The 17227-nt window shown below is 48.6% G+C and carries 12 protein-coding genes; all 12 read right to left on the reverse strand.

What is annotated here, in order from left to right; all coding sequences use genetic code 11:
* Positions 1-85: 85 nt before the first annotated feature.
* Positions 86-2209, reverse strand: coding sequence for an elongation factor G (fusA, locus tag IDAT_RS12540; protein ID WP_034734289.1), 2124 nt, complete (start codon positions 2207-2209; stop codon positions 86-88).
* Positions 2210-2236: 27 nt separating this feature from the next.
* On the reverse strand, positions 2237-2707 hold the full coding sequence (rpsG, locus tag IDAT_RS12545) for a 30S ribosomal protein S7 (RefSeq protein WP_034734291.1): 471 nt from the start codon (positions 2705-2707) through the stop codon (positions 2237-2239).
* A 76-nt stretch (positions 2708-2783) separates the two neighbouring features.
* Positions 2784-3158 carry a 30S ribosomal protein S12 gene (rpsL, locus tag IDAT_RS12550; RefSeq protein WP_034734293.1) on the reverse strand — a complete coding sequence of 125 codons (375 nt, stop codon included), beginning with the start codon at positions 3156-3158 and terminating at the stop codon, positions 2784-2786.
* Positions 3159-3317: 159 nt separating this feature from the next.
* Entirely contained in the window at positions 3318-4928 is a 1611-nt protein-coding gene (locus tag IDAT_RS13070; RefSeq protein ID WP_051986819.1) for a serine hydrolase domain-containing protein, read from the reverse strand.
* Between the two features lie 122 nt (positions 4929-5050).
* On the reverse strand, positions 5051-9286 hold the full coding sequence (gene rpoC, locus IDAT_RS12560) for a DNA-directed RNA polymerase subunit beta' (RefSeq protein WP_034734296.1): 4236 nt from the start codon (positions 9284-9286) through the stop codon (positions 5051-5053).
* 35 nt (positions 9287-9321) lie between these two features.
* Complete coding sequence (gene rpoB, locus IDAT_RS12565) at positions 9322-13350, reverse strand: DNA-directed RNA polymerase subunit beta (protein WP_034734298.1); 4029 nt, start codon at positions 13348-13350, stop codon at positions 9322-9324.
* A gap of 215 nt (positions 13351-13565) precedes the next feature.
* Positions 13566-13940: a 50S ribosomal protein L7/L12 gene (gene rplL / locus IDAT_RS12570; RefSeq protein ID WP_034734300.1), complete on the reverse strand. Its 375-nt coding sequence runs from the start codon at positions 13938-13940 to the stop codon at positions 13566-13568.
* Positions 13941-13993: 53 nt separating this feature from the next.
* Positions 13994-14512: a 50S ribosomal protein L10 gene (gene rplJ, locus IDAT_RS12575; protein WP_034734303.1), complete on the reverse strand. Its 519-nt coding sequence runs from the start codon at positions 14510-14512 to the stop codon at positions 13994-13996.
* Positions 14513-14768: 256 nt separating this feature from the next.
* Positions 14769-15467, reverse strand: coding sequence for a 50S ribosomal protein L1 (rplA, locus tag IDAT_RS12580; RefSeq protein ID WP_034734304.1), 699 nt, complete (start codon positions 15465-15467; stop codon positions 14769-14771).
* A 1-nt stretch (position 15468) separates the two neighbouring features.
* Positions 15469-15900, reverse strand: coding sequence for a 50S ribosomal protein L11 (gene rplK / locus IDAT_RS12585; protein WP_034734306.1), 432 nt, complete (start codon positions 15898-15900; stop codon positions 15469-15471).
* Positions 15901-16152: 252 nt separating this feature from the next.
* On the reverse strand, positions 16153-16695 hold the full coding sequence (gene nusG, locus IDAT_RS12590) for a transcription termination/antitermination protein NusG (RefSeq protein ID WP_034734307.1): 543 nt from the start codon (positions 16693-16695) through the stop codon (positions 16153-16155).
* Between the two features lie 3 nt (positions 16696-16698).
* Positions 16699-17079, reverse strand: a complete 381-nt coding sequence (gene secE / locus IDAT_RS12595) for a preprotein translocase subunit SecE (protein WP_034734309.1) — start codon at positions 17077-17079, stop codon at positions 16699-16701.
* Between the last annotated feature and the right edge of the window lie 148 nt (positions 17080-17227).

Here is a 17227-nt window from a genome sequence, read left to right on the forward strand (position 1 = left end):
GAACGTTCAAATTTTTCTTTTGACATGACTTTTCCTTACTTAAGTTAAAAGTCCGGTCCTCTAATCGAACCGGACCAGACTCTACTTAATCTTTAGTTTGACGAGCAGCAATAACTTGCTCAGCAACGTTGTTTGGTGCTTCAGCGTACTTCAAGAATTCCATTGCATAAGATGCACGGCCCTGAGTCTGCGAACGCAGGTCAGTAGCGTAACCGAACATTTCTGACAATGGTACTTGAGCACGTACTTCTTTCAAGCCACCAGGACCATCTTCCATGCCTTCAATGATGCCGCGGCGACGATTCAAGTCGCCAACTACGTCACCCATGAAGTCTTCAGGAGTCACAACTTCTACTTTCATCATCGGCTCTAACAGAGCTGGCTTCGCTTGCAATGCGCCTTTTTTGAAGGCCATGCTACCAGCGATTTTAAATGCCATTTCTGATGAGTCAACATCGTGGTATGAACCATCGTACAAGGTCGCTTTCACGCCAAGTACTGGGTAACCAGCAAGTACACCATTCTGCATTTGCTCTTGGATACCTTTGTCTACCGCAGGAATGTATTCCTTCGGTACCACACCACCAACGATTTCGTTGACGAATTGATAGTTTGGAGCTTCGTCGTCGTTCGCGTCGAATTCCATTGGTTCAAGTTTCAGCCAAACGTGACCGAACTGACCACGACCACCTGATTGACGTACGAACTTACCTTCAACTTCCACTTTCTGGCGGATAGTTTCACGGTACGCAACCTGTGGCTTACCAACGTTACATTCAACTTTGAATTCACGCTTCATACGGTCAACGATGATATCAAGGTGCAATTCACCCATACCAGAGATGATCGTCTGACCCGTTTCTTCGTCAGTCTTCACGCGGAACGATGGATCTTCTGCCGCCAATTTACCTAAAGCGATACCCATTTTTTCTTGGTCAGCTTTAGTTTTCGGTTCTACTGCAACCGAGATAACTGGCTCAGGGAATTCCATCCGCTCAAGCGTGATAACGTTGTTTGGATCACACAAAGTGTCACCCGTAGTCACGTCTTTCAAACCGATAGCAGCAGCGATGTCACCAGCCAAGATTTCTTTGATTTCTTGACGGTCGTTCGCGTGCATCTGAACCATACGGCCGATCCGCTCGCGCTTGCTCTTCACTGGGTTGTATACGGTGTCACCTTGTGACAATACGCCCGAGTAAACGCGCAAGAAGGTTAACGTACCCACGAATGGGTCGGTAGCGATTTTAAACGCCAACGCTGAGAACGGTTCTGCGTCGTCTGACTTACGCACACCTTCAGATTCGTCTTCCAAAATACCGCGAATCGCTTTTACTTCAGTTGGTGATGGCAAATACTCGATAACTGCGTCAAGTACCGCTTGTACACCTTTGTTCTTAAATGCAGAACCACACAAGCAAAGCACGATTTCGTTGTTCAAAGTGCGCTCACGCAAACCTTGCTTGATTTCAGCTTCAGTCAACTCACCTTCTTCAAGGTATTTGTTCATCAGCTCTTCATTTGCTTCAGCAGCAGCTTCAATCAATTCAGCGTGCAATTCCTCAGCCTGGTCTTGAAGTTCAGCAGGGATCTCTTCATAAGTGAAGGTCATGCCTGAATCTTCTTCGTTCCAGTTGATGGCTTTCATTTTGATCAAGTCAACAACGCCTTTGAACTCGTCTTCCGCACCGATATTCAAATGAATAGGTACTGGAATTGCGTTCAAACGGCTCTTGATCTGGCCAACAACACGCATGAAGTCTGCGCCTGCACGGTCCATCTTGTTAACGAACACCATACGAGGTACTTCGTATTTGTTCGCTTGACGCCATACAGTCTCAGTTTGCGGCTGCACACCTGAAGAACCACAAAGTACAACAACAGCGCCATCGAGTACACGCAGTGAACGTTCTACTTCGATAGTGAAGTCAACGTGTCCTGGGGTGTCGATGATGTTGATGCGGTGCTCTGGGAACTGCTGGTCCATGCCTTTCCAGAAACAGGTAACCGCAGCAGAGGTAATAGTGATACCACGCTCTTGTTCCTGTTCCATCCAGTCGGTAGTTGCTGCACCGTCATGTACCTCACCTAATTTGTGAGACAGACCAGTGTAGAACAACACCCGTTCTGTGGTGGTCGTTTTACCTGCGTCTACGTGAGCACAGATACCGATATTACGGTAGCGCTCAATCGAAGTTTTACGAGCCATAAATTCCTCTTTGGGTTAACTGTGAATTTACCAGCGATAATGGGCGAACGCTTTGTTCGCTTCGGCCATACGGTGTACGTCTTCACGCTTCTTCACAGCAGAGCCTTTATTTTCTGATGCGTCTAGCATTTCACCTGCTAGGCGCTGAGCCATGGATTTTTCACCCCGAGTACGCGCGGCATCAACTAACCAACGCATAGCCAGTGCATTACGACGCACCGGACGAACTTCTACTGGTACTTGGTAAGTTGAACCACCAACGCGGCGTGACTTAACCTCAACCGTAGGACGAACGTTGTCCAATGCTTCTTCAAAAACTTCTAGGTGCTCTTTCTTGGTCTTTTCAGCCATGATGTCTAATGCACCGTAAATAATACTTTCTGCGACAGATTTTTTGCCGTCTACCATGACGACATTGATAAATTTAGCCAACAACTCTGATCCGAACTTAGGATCCGGCAGGATTTTACGTTGACCAATGACGCGTCTTCTAGGCATCTTAAATTCTCCGATTAATTCAGGGTATTACCCAAAACTTACAATTACAGTGTTTGGCCTTACTAACGGAGAACCGTTAAGACTTCGGCCGCTTCGCGCCGTACTTCGAACGGGCTTGTTTCCGATCGTTTACGCCGGCACAGTCAAGCGCGCCGCGCACTGTGTGATAACGAACACCTGGCAAGTCTTTTACACGACCGCCGCGAATCAATACGACTGAGTGTTCTTGCAGGTTGTGACCTTCACCACCGATGTACGAAGATACTTCGTAACCGTTTGTCAAACGCACACGGCATACTTTACGTAGCGCTGAGTTTGGCTTTTTCGGGGTGGTAGTATAAACACGGGTACATACACCGCGTTTCTGTGGGCAAGCCTCAAGTGCCGGAACGTTGCTTTTAACAACCGGCTTTTGACGACCTTTGCGCACCAGCTGGTTAACTGTTGCCATTCATAACTCCTGATTTTGTTGATGTCGCTCAACAGAGTGAAATAATCCAAGTTCCACCGCGCCACGAGCTAGGCGCCCGAGATACGGGGAGGCAGAATTCTAATGGTCAATAAATGGACTGTCAAGGAAAAGCGATGATTGGCGACCCAACGGCCGCCTTTATTTTGCTTGGTTTGCTTGGGTTAACAAACGTTTGGCTTCGCTATTGACGTCGGTCGCTTGATTGTTGAGAACCACCACCGCGCGTGAACCATCTAGATAAAAGCCAACATAACTCGAAAATCCTGCAGTTTGGCCATTGTGCCAAGCAAAGATTTTACCCTCGGCATCGGTTTCTAACAACCACCCTAGCGCCTGCTCGCAGCATTGTCCAAGATCGGTACGCGGCGTCAGCAAAAGGCTAGCGAGCTGTGGCTGTTGCTGCAGCTGTTGTTGCAATGTCTGCACATAGCGCACCATATCGGGCAAAGTCGAAACAATTGCGCCTGCGCCAGCGAGTGCTTGAAAGTGCCATGGGGCGACGCGACCGCCCATGCTGTCATGTGGCACCGCCAATTGCGTACCTGTTGGTGTGCTGCCGGGGGTGGCAAGATAAGTGTCCGCCATAGCCATCGGCTGAAATACTTTGGCGGCCAATAAATCGCTCAAACTACGCTCATACGCGAGTGCTAACGCTTCGCCTAATGCCCCCACTCCATAATTTGAATACTGGTGTTGCGGTGCGCCTAGCTGTTGCTGTTTTAACGCTGCCCGTAGTCGCTGCAAGTCATAATGAGCATAAGGGTCTTGACCATTGGCTCCGGTGAACAAGTCAGCCGGTAGGCGTGGTAAGCCGCTCGTATGCGTTGCTAGACTCTCTAGCGTAATGTCCTGCGGCGCTTCTGCAATGATTGACTGCAACGGAGTGGTCAGGCTCAACTTACCTTCCAGTGCTGCCTGCGCCAGCAGATAGGCAATAAAGGTTTTGCTAACCGAGCCAATTTCGTACTGAGTTGTATCACCGTGCTCAGCATAATAATGCTGCTCAACTGCTGTGGGGGTTATTACCGCGTATGCCCCACCATGCTCGCCAAGCTTTGGTAATTCCACGGTTGGGGCCGGTGTATCTGCACCGCGTTTGGTCAAGGTGAGTCCCAGCGGACGCCCTTGCAACCACAGGCCGGTATAGCTGACTTGCTCAGTATCGGTGACGCGCTTACCCTGATAGTTGGCTTGCAGTAATGCTGATGCAAAGCTCAGTTGCTGGTCGTTAATCATCAAATCAGTCAACGCCAGTCCGAAAGTTTGTTGTGTCGGACTGTCAAGCGTGCCGACATAACCCTCACTCACCACCGCTATATTGACCTGCAGGGGTAAATCTTTGCCGTTAATTTTGAGTGCACCGTCATACTGGCCCTCGAACGCGAGTCGCTCACTGTCTTCAGTGGTCAGCTTCTTCAGCGTTAATGGAAAGCTTTGGCCTTGGGTAAAGGTGCCGACAATTTGGTTTGCTTGGCGCTCACCTGTAAAGCTAATGTTCAGATCAGAGGCAGCGAAGGTAATCGTTTTGCCATCAACCGCGAACGAGGAGAGTGGATGGTCCAGCATTCCTTGATTAGGGCTGGCAAGCGTCGCCGTATCGTCTGCAACGTTTAATCCAATCACCAAACTGAAATTCGGTTGCAACTCGAGCTCGCCGCGCCACAATCCGGAGAGGTCATTTGCTGCACCTTGCGGGCTACAGCATGCAACTACAGTCAACAGAATAGCTGCCAGTAATTTATTCAACATGGGAAACCTCATGCATCCGCTATTATCAGCAGCTTAGCCAAATAAAAAAGGCCAGTCGAGTTACCGACTGGCCTTTTATTGTTACAAAGTACGTTACAAAGTGCGTAACACAACGCTAACGCTTATTCGGCGTTGTCGTTGCCATCGTTGTCTTCGTTACCAAAGTTCAACGCGTCGGCAAGCTGTTGCTCGGCTTGCTCAGCAGTCAGTTTCGGTGCTTCGCCTTGAGCCATCGCTTCCATACGCTTACGCGCACGCTCACGGTGGTAAGCAAAACCTGTACCTGCTGGAATCAAGCGACCGACAATTACGTTCTCTTTCAAGCCACGTAATGGGTCTTGCTTGCCTTGTACCGCTGCTTCGGTCAATACGCGCGTAGTTTCTTGGAACGACGCGGCAGAAATAAACGACTCTGTCGACAGTGACGCTTTGGTAATACCCAACAATTGACGCTCATAGGTCGCTGGGATCTTACCATTCGCTTCTGCTTCCGCATTGGCTTTCAGCACGTCGGTCAACTCCATCATTTCACCTTCAAGCAACTCAGTTTCACCTGGGTTAAGGATGATGGCTTTACGCAGCATCTGACGCACAATGGTCTCGATGTGCTTGTCGTTAATTTTTACACCTTGCAAGCGGTAAACTTCTTGCACTTCGTTCACGATATAGTTTGCCAGTGCACTTACACCACGCAGACGTAAAATATCGTGCGGCGCTTCAGGACCGTCGGCGATAACTTCACCTTTGGTCACTTGCTCACCTTCGAAGATGTTCAACTGACGATGCTTCGGAATCATCTCTTCGTACTGGTCACCTTCGCTAGGCACGATGATCAGACGACGCTTGCCTTTGGTTTCTTTACCGAACGTAACCGTACCGGTAACTTCCGCCAAAATTGCAGGCTCTTTTGGACGACGCGCTTCGAACAAATCCGCAACCCGCGGTAGACCACCGGTGATGTCGCGAGTTTTCGAACCTTCTTGCGGGATACGTGCAAGGGTGTCACCCACTTTCACTTCCGCACCGTCTTCCAAGTTGATGATTGCGTTACCTGGTAAGAAGTACTGCGCTGGCATATCCGTGCCGGCGATGTTGACATCTTTACCTTTGGCATCGACCAATTTCACCATTGGGCGCATGTCTTTACCGGCGCTGGTACGCTGGCCAGTTTCCAAGACCACAACGCTCGACAAGCCGGTTAGTTCGTCGGTTTGACGGGTCATGGTGACACCATCAATCAAGTCAACAAACTTGATGCGACCTGCTACTTCGGTAACGATTGGGTGCGTGTGCGGGTCCCAGTTTGCAACGATTTCGCCAGCATCGACGGCATCGCCTTCACCTTTCTTCATCACAGCACCGTAAGGTACTTTATAGCGCTCGCGCTCACGACCGAATTCGTCGATCAAAGTTAGTTCTGTTGAACGCGAAGTGATCACCAAATGGCCGTCGCTGTTTTCTACGTATTTCGCAGCATGCAGCTTCAACGTACCTTTGTTTTTCACCTGAACGTTGTTCGCAGCTGAGTCACGCGATGCCGCACCACCGATGTGGAAGGTACGCATGGTCAGCTGGGTACCAGGTTCACCGATAGACTGCGCAGCGATAACACCAACTGCTTCGCCTTGGTTGACCATGTGACCACGGGCCAAATCACGACCGTAACAGTGTGAACAAACACCGAATTCAGTGTCACAGGTAATCACCGAGCGTACTTTTACTTCATCGATAGAGTGCTGTTCCAACAAGTCACACATCTTCTCGTCAAGCAATGTGTTGCGTTCAATCAAGACGTCATTGCTACCTGGTACTAAGACGTCGTCACAAACCACACGACCCAAGACGCGCTCGCGCAATGGTTCTACAACGTCACCACCTTCAATCAGTGGTTTGATGTAGAGGCCGTCTAAGGTGCCACAGTCTTCTTGTACGATCACAACGTCTTGGGCAACGTCGACCAAACGACGGGTCAAGTAACCCGAGTTCGCAGTCTTCAATGCGGTATCGGCCAAACCTTTACGTGCACCGTGGGTCGAGATGAAGTACTGAAGTACGTTCAAACCTTCACGGAAGTTAGCGGTAATCGGCGTCTCGATGATCGAGCCATCTGGCTTCGCCATCAAACCACGCATACCGGCCAACTGACGAATCTGTGCGGGGCTACCACGAGCACCAGAGTCAGCCATCATGTAAACAGAGTTGAATGAGCCTTGCTCTTCTTCTTTGCCTTCACGGTTGATGACGATCTCTTTCGACAAGTTTTCCATCATCGCTTTCGAGACTTTCTCATTGGCGGTTGACCAGATGTCGATAACTTTGTTGTATTTCTCACCAGCAGTTACCAAACCTTGCTCGAACTGCTCTTGAATTTCCGCTACTTCTTCTTCAGCGGCTTCAATGATGTCTTTCTTCGCGTCTGGGATAACCATGTCATCGATGCCTACCGATGCACCCGCGATCATCGCGTAGTGGAAACCGGTGTACATGATGCGGTCAGCAAAGATAACGGTTGGCTTCAAGCCCAAGTCACGGTAAGCAGTGTTCAACAAGCGACCGATCTGTTTTTTGCCCATGTTTTGGTTGATCATCTCAAAAGGCAAGCCTTCTGGCAGGATCAACGACAGGATGGCACGACCTACAGTCGTGTCATAGATCGCAACAGATTCAGAACGCTCGCCTTCTTCACTAATCAAGGTTTGCTTGATCCGCACTTTCACGCGCGCATGCAAGTTAGCGTGACCTGAACGGTAAGCTTTCTCGGCTTCTTTGGCATTTTTGAAGATCATGCCTTCGCCTTTATCGTTTACCTTCTCGCGGGTCATGTAGTAGAGACCCAAGACAACGTCTTGTGAAGGTACGATAATCGGGTCACCACTCGCTGGTGACAACACGTTGTTGGTTGACATCATCAACGCACGTGCTTCGAGCTGAGCTTCCAGTGTCAACGGCAAGTGAACGGCCATTTGGTCACCGTCGAAGTCGGCGTTATAGGCCGCACACACGAGTGGGTGCAACTGAATCGCTTTACCTTCGATCAGCACTGGTTCAAATGCTTGAATGCCCAAACGGTGCAAGGTTGGTGCACGGTTAAGGAGCACTGGATGCTCTTTGATGACTTCGTCGAGTACGTCCCATACTTCTGGGATTTCGCGCTCAACCATCTTCTTCGCTGCTTTAATGGTGGTGGCTAAACCACGACCTTCAAGCTTGCCATAAATGAACGGCTTGAATAGCTCAAGCGCCATTTTCTTCGGCAAACCACACTGGTGCAAACGCAGCTTAGGACCTACGGTAATTACCGAACGACCTGAGTAGTCAACACGCTTACCAAGCAAGTTCTGACGGAAACGACCCTGTTTACCTTTGATCATATCGGCCAAAGATTTCAGTGGGCGTTTGTTGGTGCCAGTGATGGCACGACCGCGACGGCCGTTATCCAACAATGCATCGACCGCTTCTTGTAGCATCCGCTTCTCGTTGCGCACGATGATATCTGGTGCAGCAAGGTCAAGCAGGCGCTTCAGACGGTTGTTACGGTTGATAACGCGACGATATAGATCGTTCAAGTCTGAAGTTGCGAAACGGCCACCATCAAGCGGTACCAACGGACGCAAGTCAGGTGGTAACACCGGTAGCACTTTCAGGATCATCCATTCAGGCTTATTACCTGACATTTGGAATGATTCAAGCAGCTTCAAACGCTTACTGATTTTCTTACGCTTGGTTTCAGAATTGGTTTCTGGCAGCTCTTCGCGCATTGTTTTGATGTCGCCATCAATATCAATGTGCTGTAGCAAACTCAGGATACCCTCTGCACCCATGCGCGCTTCGAATTCATCGCCGTGCTCTTCAAGTGCGTCTAAATACTCGTCTTCAGTCAAAATTTGACCGCGCTCGAGTGACGTCATACCTGCTTCAGTCACCACATAAGATTCGAAGTACAAGACCCGCTCGATATCACGCAAGGTCATATCCAGCATCAAGCCAATACGGCTTGGCAATGACTTCAAAAACCAGATGTGCGCGACTGGGCTCGCCAACTCGATGTGACCCATGCGCTCACGACGGACTTTGGTCAAGGTGACTTCAACGCCACACTTCTCACAGATCACGCCACGGTGCTTCAAGCGTTTGTATTTACCACACAAACACTCGTAATCTTTGACCGGACCAAAGATACGCGCACAGAACAGACCGTCACGTTCAGGTTTGAACGTGCGGTAGTTGATAGTTTCTGGTTTTTTAACTTCACCGAAAGACCAGCTGCGGATCATGTCCGGCGACGCAAGTCCGATGCGAATCGCATCGAACTCTTCAGTCTGGTTTAACGGCTTCAAAAACTTTAATAAGTCTTTCACGATTTATCTCCTGGCAATTAGCGTCCGGTCTGGTCTCAGTCTTGGTCCAACTCAATGTTGATACCGAGTGAGCGGATCTCTTTCAACAATACGTTGAAGGATTCCGGCATACCTGCTTCCATCCGCAAGTCGTTGTCGACAATGTTTTTGTACATCTTCGTACGACCATTTACGTCGTCCGACTTAACCGTCAACATTTCTTGCAGCGTGTAGGCCGCACCGTATGCTTCCAGTGCCCACACTTCCATCTCACCGAAGCGCTGACCACCGAACTGTGCTTTACCACCCAACGGCTGTTGGGTAACCAAGCTGTACGAACCGGTAGAACGGGCGTGCATCTTATCGTCAACCAAGTGGTTGAGTTTCAGCATGTACATGTAACCGACGGTTACATCACGCTCGAAGCGTTCACCAGTACGTCCGTCAAACAGAGTGATCTGGCCTGACTCAGGCAAGTCACCTAGTCTCAGGAGTTCTTTAATCTCACTTTCTACAGCACCATCAAATACTGGTGTTGCAGTAGGTAGACCTTTCTTCAGGTTCTCTGCTAAACGCAATACTTCGTCGTCGCTGAAGTCGTTAATGTCGACCTTTTGACGTGTCTCACCAAGGTCATAAACCTTCTGTAAGAATTCACGCATTTCAGCAACTTTCGCCTGCATCTTCATCATCTTCTCGATCTTGGTACCGATACCGCGTGCTGCTAAGCCGAGGTGGGTCTCTAAGATCTGACCGATGTTCATCCGCGATGGAACGCCCAACGGGTTGAGTACGATATCCACTGGGTTACCTTCGCTATCGTGTGGCATATCTTCCACAGGTACGATAGTTGAAATAACACCTTTGTTACCGTGACGACCCGCCAGCTTATCACCAGGCTGGATGCGACGACGTACCGCAAGATAAACCTTAACGATTTTCAGCACGCCTGGTGCCAAATCATCGCCTTGGGTAATCTTGCGACGCTTGTTCTCAAACTTCGCGTCGAAATCACTACGCAAGTCTTCATACTGCTGCGCGATTTGCTCTAACTGCTGCTGTGCATCTTCATTTTTCAGATTCTGCGACAACCACTTGCTTTGTTCGAGGCCGGCGAGTTTTGATTCATCAAAACCGTTTGCCAACAGCAAGTTACGCGCTCGCTCGTAGATACCACGCTCAAGGATCTTGAATTCGTCAGTCAGGTCTTTCTTAACCTGTTCTAACTGCATGGTTTCGATGTCGATCGCACGTTTGTCTTTTTCAACGCCATCACGGGTGAATACTTGTACGTCAATGACCGTACCCGTTACGCCGTTAGGAACGCGTAATGAGCTATCTTTAACGTCAGATGCTTTCTCCCCGAAAATGGCACGCAATAGTTTCTCTTCTGGCGTCAGTTGGGTTTCGCCCTTCGGCGTTACCTTACCGACCAGAATGTCACCGCCATTCACTTCAGCACCGACATAAACAACACCTGACTCGTCAAGTTTGTTCAGTGCTGATTCACCAACATTTGGAATATCTGAAGTGATTTCTTCAGCACCCAGCTTAGTGTCACGGGCAACACAGCTCAACTCCTGAATGTGGATGGTGGTCAAACGATCTTCTTGGACCACACGCTCCGAGATCAAGATTGAGTCTTCGAAGTTATAACCATTCCACGGCATGAACGCGACGCGTAAGTTTTGACCTAGCGCCAATTCACCCATATCCGTAGAAGGACCGTCTGCCAGTACGTCACCACGCATCACCGGTTCGCCAACGTTTACGTTCGGCTTTTGGTTAATACAGGTGTTCTGGTTAGAACGGGTGTATTTGATCAAGTTATAGATGTCGATACCGGCTTCACCAGGTACCATTTCTTCTTCATTTACCTTGACCACGATACGGCTTGCGTCAACTTTATCGACCACACCACCACGCTTAGCGACCACAGTTACACCTGAGTCAACTGCGAGGGTACGTTCAATACCGGTACCTACCAACGGCTTGTCGGCACGTAAAGTTGGCACTGCTTGACGTTGCATGTTTGAACCCATCAAAGCACGGTTGGCGTCATCGTGCTCAAGGAACGGAATCAAGCTAGCAGCAATCGATACGATCTGCTGTGGAGAAACGTCCATATACTGCACGTTCTCTTTTGACATTAGGGTGAATTCGTTCTTGTGACGACATGGTACCAAGTCATCAACAAGTTCACCTTTGTCATTCAGCAATACGTTCGCCTGAGCGATCACGTACTGACCTTCTTCGATAGCTGACAAGTAATCGACTTCGTCGGTCACTACACCGTTTTCGATACGACGGTACGGGGTTTCCAAGAAACCGTACTCGTTGGTACGAGCAAAGGTCGACAACGAGTTGATCAAACCGATGTTCGGACCTTCTGGCGTTTCAATTGGACACACACGACCGTAGTGCGTTGGGTGTACGTCTCGGACTTCAAAGCCTGCGCGCTCGCGCGTCAAACCACCCGGACCTAAGGCAGAAATACGACGTTTGTGCGTAACTTCTGACAATGGGTTGTTCTGGTCCATAAACTGTGACAACTGACTTGAACCGAAGAACTCTTTCACCGCGGCACTAATTGGTTTCGCGTTGATCAGGTCTTGTGGCATGATCGCATCGAGGTCGCCTAAACTTAGACGTTCTTTAACGGCACGCTCAACACGCACGAGTCCGACACGGAATTGGTTCTCGGCCATTTCACCAACTGAACGGATACGACGGTTACCAAGGTGGTCGATATCGTCCACTTCGTCGAGACCGTTACGGATCTCGATCAGCTTACGCATGACTTGGATAATGTCGTCGTTGGTCAAAGTGCCTGGACCGGTCAGATCATCACGACCTAAACGACGGTTAAACTTCATCCGACCTACCGCTGACAAATCGTACCGATCTTCACTGAAGAACAAGTTATCGAATAAGGTCTCTGCAGCTTCTTTAGTCGGTGGTTCACCAGGACGCATCATACGATAGATTTCAACCAATGCTTCCAAACGGTTGCTGGTTGGATCGATGCGCAGGGTTTCACTCATGTACGGACCATGATCAAGGTCGTTCACGAACAGGGTTTCGAATTTCTTAAAGCCTGCTTCACGTAACTCAGCTAATAATTCAAGCGTTAGTTCCGCATTGGCTTCGGCCACGATTTCGCCAGTCTTCTTATTGACGTAATCTTTAGCTAAGATTTTACCAACCAAGTACTCAACCGGTACTTCCATTTCTGGTTGGTTCAAACCTTCGATTTGCTTGATATGACGCGCGGTAATACGGCGGCCTTTTTCAACGATGATTTCGCCATCGTCGTTTTTGATATCAAACTTGGCAGTTTCACCACGCAGACGCTCTGGTACCAACTGCATAAAGATCTTCTTACCACGGAACTGGAAGTAAGTGGTGTCGAAGAACATTTCAAGAATTTCTTCTGTGGTGTATTCCAAGGCACGCAGAATAATCGACGCCGGTAATTTACGACGACGGTCAATACGTACGAATACGTTATCTTTCGGGTCAAACTCAAAGTCTAACCAAGAACCACGGTACGGGATCACCCGCGCGTTATATAACACTTTGCCTGACGAATGGGTTTTACCCTTGTCATGGTCAAAGAATACGCCCGGTGAACGGTGCAACTGAGAAACAATAACGCGCTCAGTACCATTGATAACAAAGGTACCGTTTTCAGTCATTAATGGGATTTCACCCATGTAGACTTCTTGTTCGCGAATATTCTTAATGGTGCCTGCCGCTGCTTCTTTATCATAGATAACTAAGCGCAGTTTCACTCGCAATGGAGCTGAATAAGTGATGCCTCGAATTTGACATTCTTGTACGTCAAAAACCGGTTCACCAAGGTGATAGCTCACGTACTGCAATTCCGAATTACCGGAATAAGCGGCAATCGGAAATACTGAGCGAAAAGCTGCTTCCAGACCATTATTACCTTCTGGATCCAGCTCAATAAATTTTTTGAATGAATCTAATTGGATTGACAACAGGTAAGGTACTTCGAGTACAGAAGGTCGCTTACCAAAATCCTTGCGAATACGTTTTTTCTCAGAGTAGGAGTACGCCATGGGGTTCCTCAGCTAGCTGATTGATGACCCTAACCATCGGGGAGTCAATGGTTAAAAACAAGCTTGTTACAACTTGTCGTTCCCGTTTTTGTCACCGCGAGCATGCACCCCATAAACGGGCAAAAATGATACATGCTTAACAGCGCAAAAAGCCTGGTGACTCAAAAAGTCACCAGGCCCAGGCCTATGCGGCCAGTTTTTGTGTCAGTCGTTGATTATTTAACTTCAACTTCTGCACCAGCTTCTTCAAGCTGCTTTTTCAGTTCTTCAGCGTCGTCTTTGCTGATGCCTTCTTTAACGGCAACAGGTGCAGACTCAACCATAGCTTTCGCTTCTTTCAGGCCAAGACCAGTTGCTGCACGAACTGCTTTGATCGCGCCAACTTTGTTTGCGCCAGCTGATTTCAAGATTACGTCGAATTCAGTTTTCTCTTCTGCAGCTTCAGCAGCGGCAGCTGGACCAGCAGCTACTGCAACAGCAGCAGATGCGTCAACACCGAATTTTTCTTCTGCAGCTTCAATCAGCTCAACCAGTTCCATAACTGGCATTTCAGCGATTGCATTCAAGATATCTTCTTTAGTAAGAGCCATAACTCTAAACTCCTGGGTTAAAAATTACAAAAAATTGGTTAAAAAAACCGCTTCTATTTAGCGTCTTTAATTGCCGCCAACACACGCACAAACTTAGTAGGTACTTCGTTAACTGTACGAACGAACTTACTAACAGGTGCCTTGAAGGTGGCCAGCAATTTCGCCAATGCTTCGTCACGGGTCGGAAGTGATGCAACGGCATCAAGCTTGTCTGCACCCATTACACCGTTACCGATGTGCAGGGCAGTTACTTTAAGGTGCTTGTTTTCTTTAGCGAAGTCTTTGAACAAGCGAGCTGAAGCGCCCGGTGCATCCAAAGAAAAGCCATAAACAAGTGGACCTTTCAGCACAGCGTCCATGTCTTCGAACTGCGTACCTTCGAAAGCACGTTTTGCCAGCGTATTCCGAATTACCTTCAGATAAACGCCTTGCTCACGAGCCTTACGACGCAGCGCGGTCATGTGCGCTACTTCCATACCACGATACTCAGCAACAGCGACGGATAGAGCGTTTGAAGCAACTTCGTTAACTTCTTTAACGATTGCTTTTTTTGCTGCTAAACCTAGTGCCACTGATATCACCTCTTTTTTTAGTCTTCGGCAGAACCTCGGACTATCGTTACACATAGGTAGACCAAGAAAGCATCTACCACGTTGTCACGGTGAATCTCTTACCCAGAGAGTCTGAGCCGGATTACACCATCTGCGCAGGAAATTAAGTGTCGCTAATCATTTCTTCTCAGAAATCACCGCGAGACACCTGCGGTCTTGGACGGGAGCCACATTCACTAAGCTATTACACGAAGTGGCGACTCCAACCCACAAAACCTTATTTAGCGTTTACCAATGAACCTTGGTCGATGGCTACGCCAGCGCCCATAGTGGTTGATAAACTCACTTTCTTGATAAACTGACCTTTGGCTGAAGAAGGCTTCGCTTTCTTCAGTGCAGCCAATAACGCTTCCAAGTTTTCTTTCAACTTGTCGTTATCAAAATCAACTTTACCGATAGTCGCGTGGATGATACCCGCTTTATCGTTGCGATAACGGATCTGACCCGCTTTTGCGTTTTGTACCGCAGTTGCTACGTCAGGCGTTACGGTGCCAGTTTTCGGGTTTGGCATTAGGCCACGTGGACCTAAGATTTGACCCAACTGACCGACCACACGCATTGCATCTGGAGAGGCGATAACAACGTCAAAGTTCATTTCGCCTTTCTTAACTTGCTCTGCGAGGTCTTCCATACCGACCAGGTCAGCACCAGCTTCTTTAGCTTTGTCTGCGTTTGCGCCACTCGTAAATACTGCTACGCGAACGTCACGACCGGTACCGTTTGGCAACACAGTTGCGCCACGAACGTTTTGGTCTGATTTACGTGCGTCGATGCCAAGATTCACTGAAACATCAACGCTTTCTTTGAATTTTGCAGTTGCCAATTCTTTCAATAAGTTGATCGCTTCGTTGATTTCATAATCACGAGCTTCAACTTTTTCTTTGATCAGGCGAGCGCGTTTGCTTAATTTAGCCATCTTACAGACCCTCCACATTCAGGCCCATCGCACGAGCAGAACCGGCGATAGTACGTACAGCCGCATCAAGGTCAGCCGCTGTTAAGTCTGGCTCTTTAACCTTGGCAATTTCTTCCAACTGAGCACGAGTAACTGTACCCACTTTCTCAGTATTTGGACGACCTGAACCACTCTTGATACCTGCAGCTTTCTTCAACAAGAACGCAGCTGGAGGAGTCTTAGTGATAAACGTGAAAGAACGATCTTCGAAAACTGTAATTTCAACTGGAACTGGCGCGCCTTTTTCAAGCTGGTCAGTTGCCGCGTTAAACGCTTTACAGAATTCCATGATGTTCACACCGTGTTGACCCAAAGCTGGACCTACTGGTGGTGACGGGTTAGCTGCACCAGCTGCTACTTGCAACTTGATGATAGCATTGACTTTCTTAGCCATGTTTTCTACCTCTTGGTTTGGGTCTAACGCCTTGTAAGCCTTCAATTTTCGCAGCTGCGTGACAGCTTTGAAAACCAAGGGGTGGCTTACTCAAACGGCTCCCCTACGGAAAAAAGGACGCGAAGTATAGCTGTATTCGCATCCAATTGCAATACATTCGCTTACGCGAATTGGTTATTCGTTAATCGCTTTTCGTTAGGGAGTGTATGTTCTAACCTCACCCTAACGAATCACCAATAACGATTAACGACTTTAGGCTTTTTCTACTTGGGCGAATTCCAGTTCGACCGGAGTCGCGCGACCGAAAATCGATACCGATACGGTTAAACGGCTCTTTTCGTAATCAACACTCTCAACAGTACCGTTAAAGTCGGCAAATGGGCCGTCGTTGACGCGTACCACTTCACCTGGTTCGAACAAGGTTTTCGGCTTCGGCTTATCAACCGACTCTTGTAGACGGTTCAAAATGGTATCGGCTTCACGCTGTGTGATAGGTGTTGGGCGATCCTGTTTGCCGCCGATGAAACCTAGCACACGCGGAATACTTTTCACTAAGTGCCAAGACTCATCGTCCATCGCCATTTCGACGAGCACGTAGCCAGGAAAGAATTTACGCTCGCTTTTACGACGTTGTCCTGCACGCATCTCGACAACTTCTTCAGTTGGTACTAACACTTCACCAAACTTGTCTTCCATGCCATGCATTTTAATGTGTTCACGCAGTGACTGCGCAACGCGTGATTCGAAGCCTGAGAAGGCTTGGACAACGTACCAACGCTTTTTAATTTCGCTCATTGCTTAAAACTCCAGTCCGGTGAAGAAACCAACAACACGTACCAGAATGGCATCCATACCCCACAGAATCAATGACACGATGGCGGTTGCGACAACCACAATGATGGTCGTTTGTGTCGCTTCTTGGCGACTTGGCCAAACGACGCGGCGCACTTCGGTACGGCTTTCTTTGGCAAAGCTGCGGAAGCGACGGCCTTTGCCAGTCATGCCTGCAATGATACCAGCGAAAGCCACAAGCAATACCACGCCGATCGCGCGATAAAGTACAGAAACGGTTTCGCCGTAGTAATAATTGCCAAGCACAGCGGCAGCTAATAGCGCGATAGCAACGATCCACTTAATGCTATCGAAAGAACTGCTTTGCGTTTCAGAAGTAGCGCTCATTATTCAATCCTGTATTTATAAAACCCGTTAATCGTTATTCGTTACTAGTTATTCGTGAACACCCAGACTCTAACAGGGCTCGCCCTAACGAATAACGACTAACGAATAACGTTTTTAATGTGGCAGGGGTGGAGGGATTCGAACCCCC

This window comes from Pseudidiomarina atlantica, from assembly GCF_000753735.1.
In the GTDB taxonomy this organism is placed as follows: domain Bacteria; phylum Pseudomonadota; class Gammaproteobacteria; order Enterobacterales; family Alteromonadaceae; genus Pseudidiomarina; species Pseudidiomarina atlantica.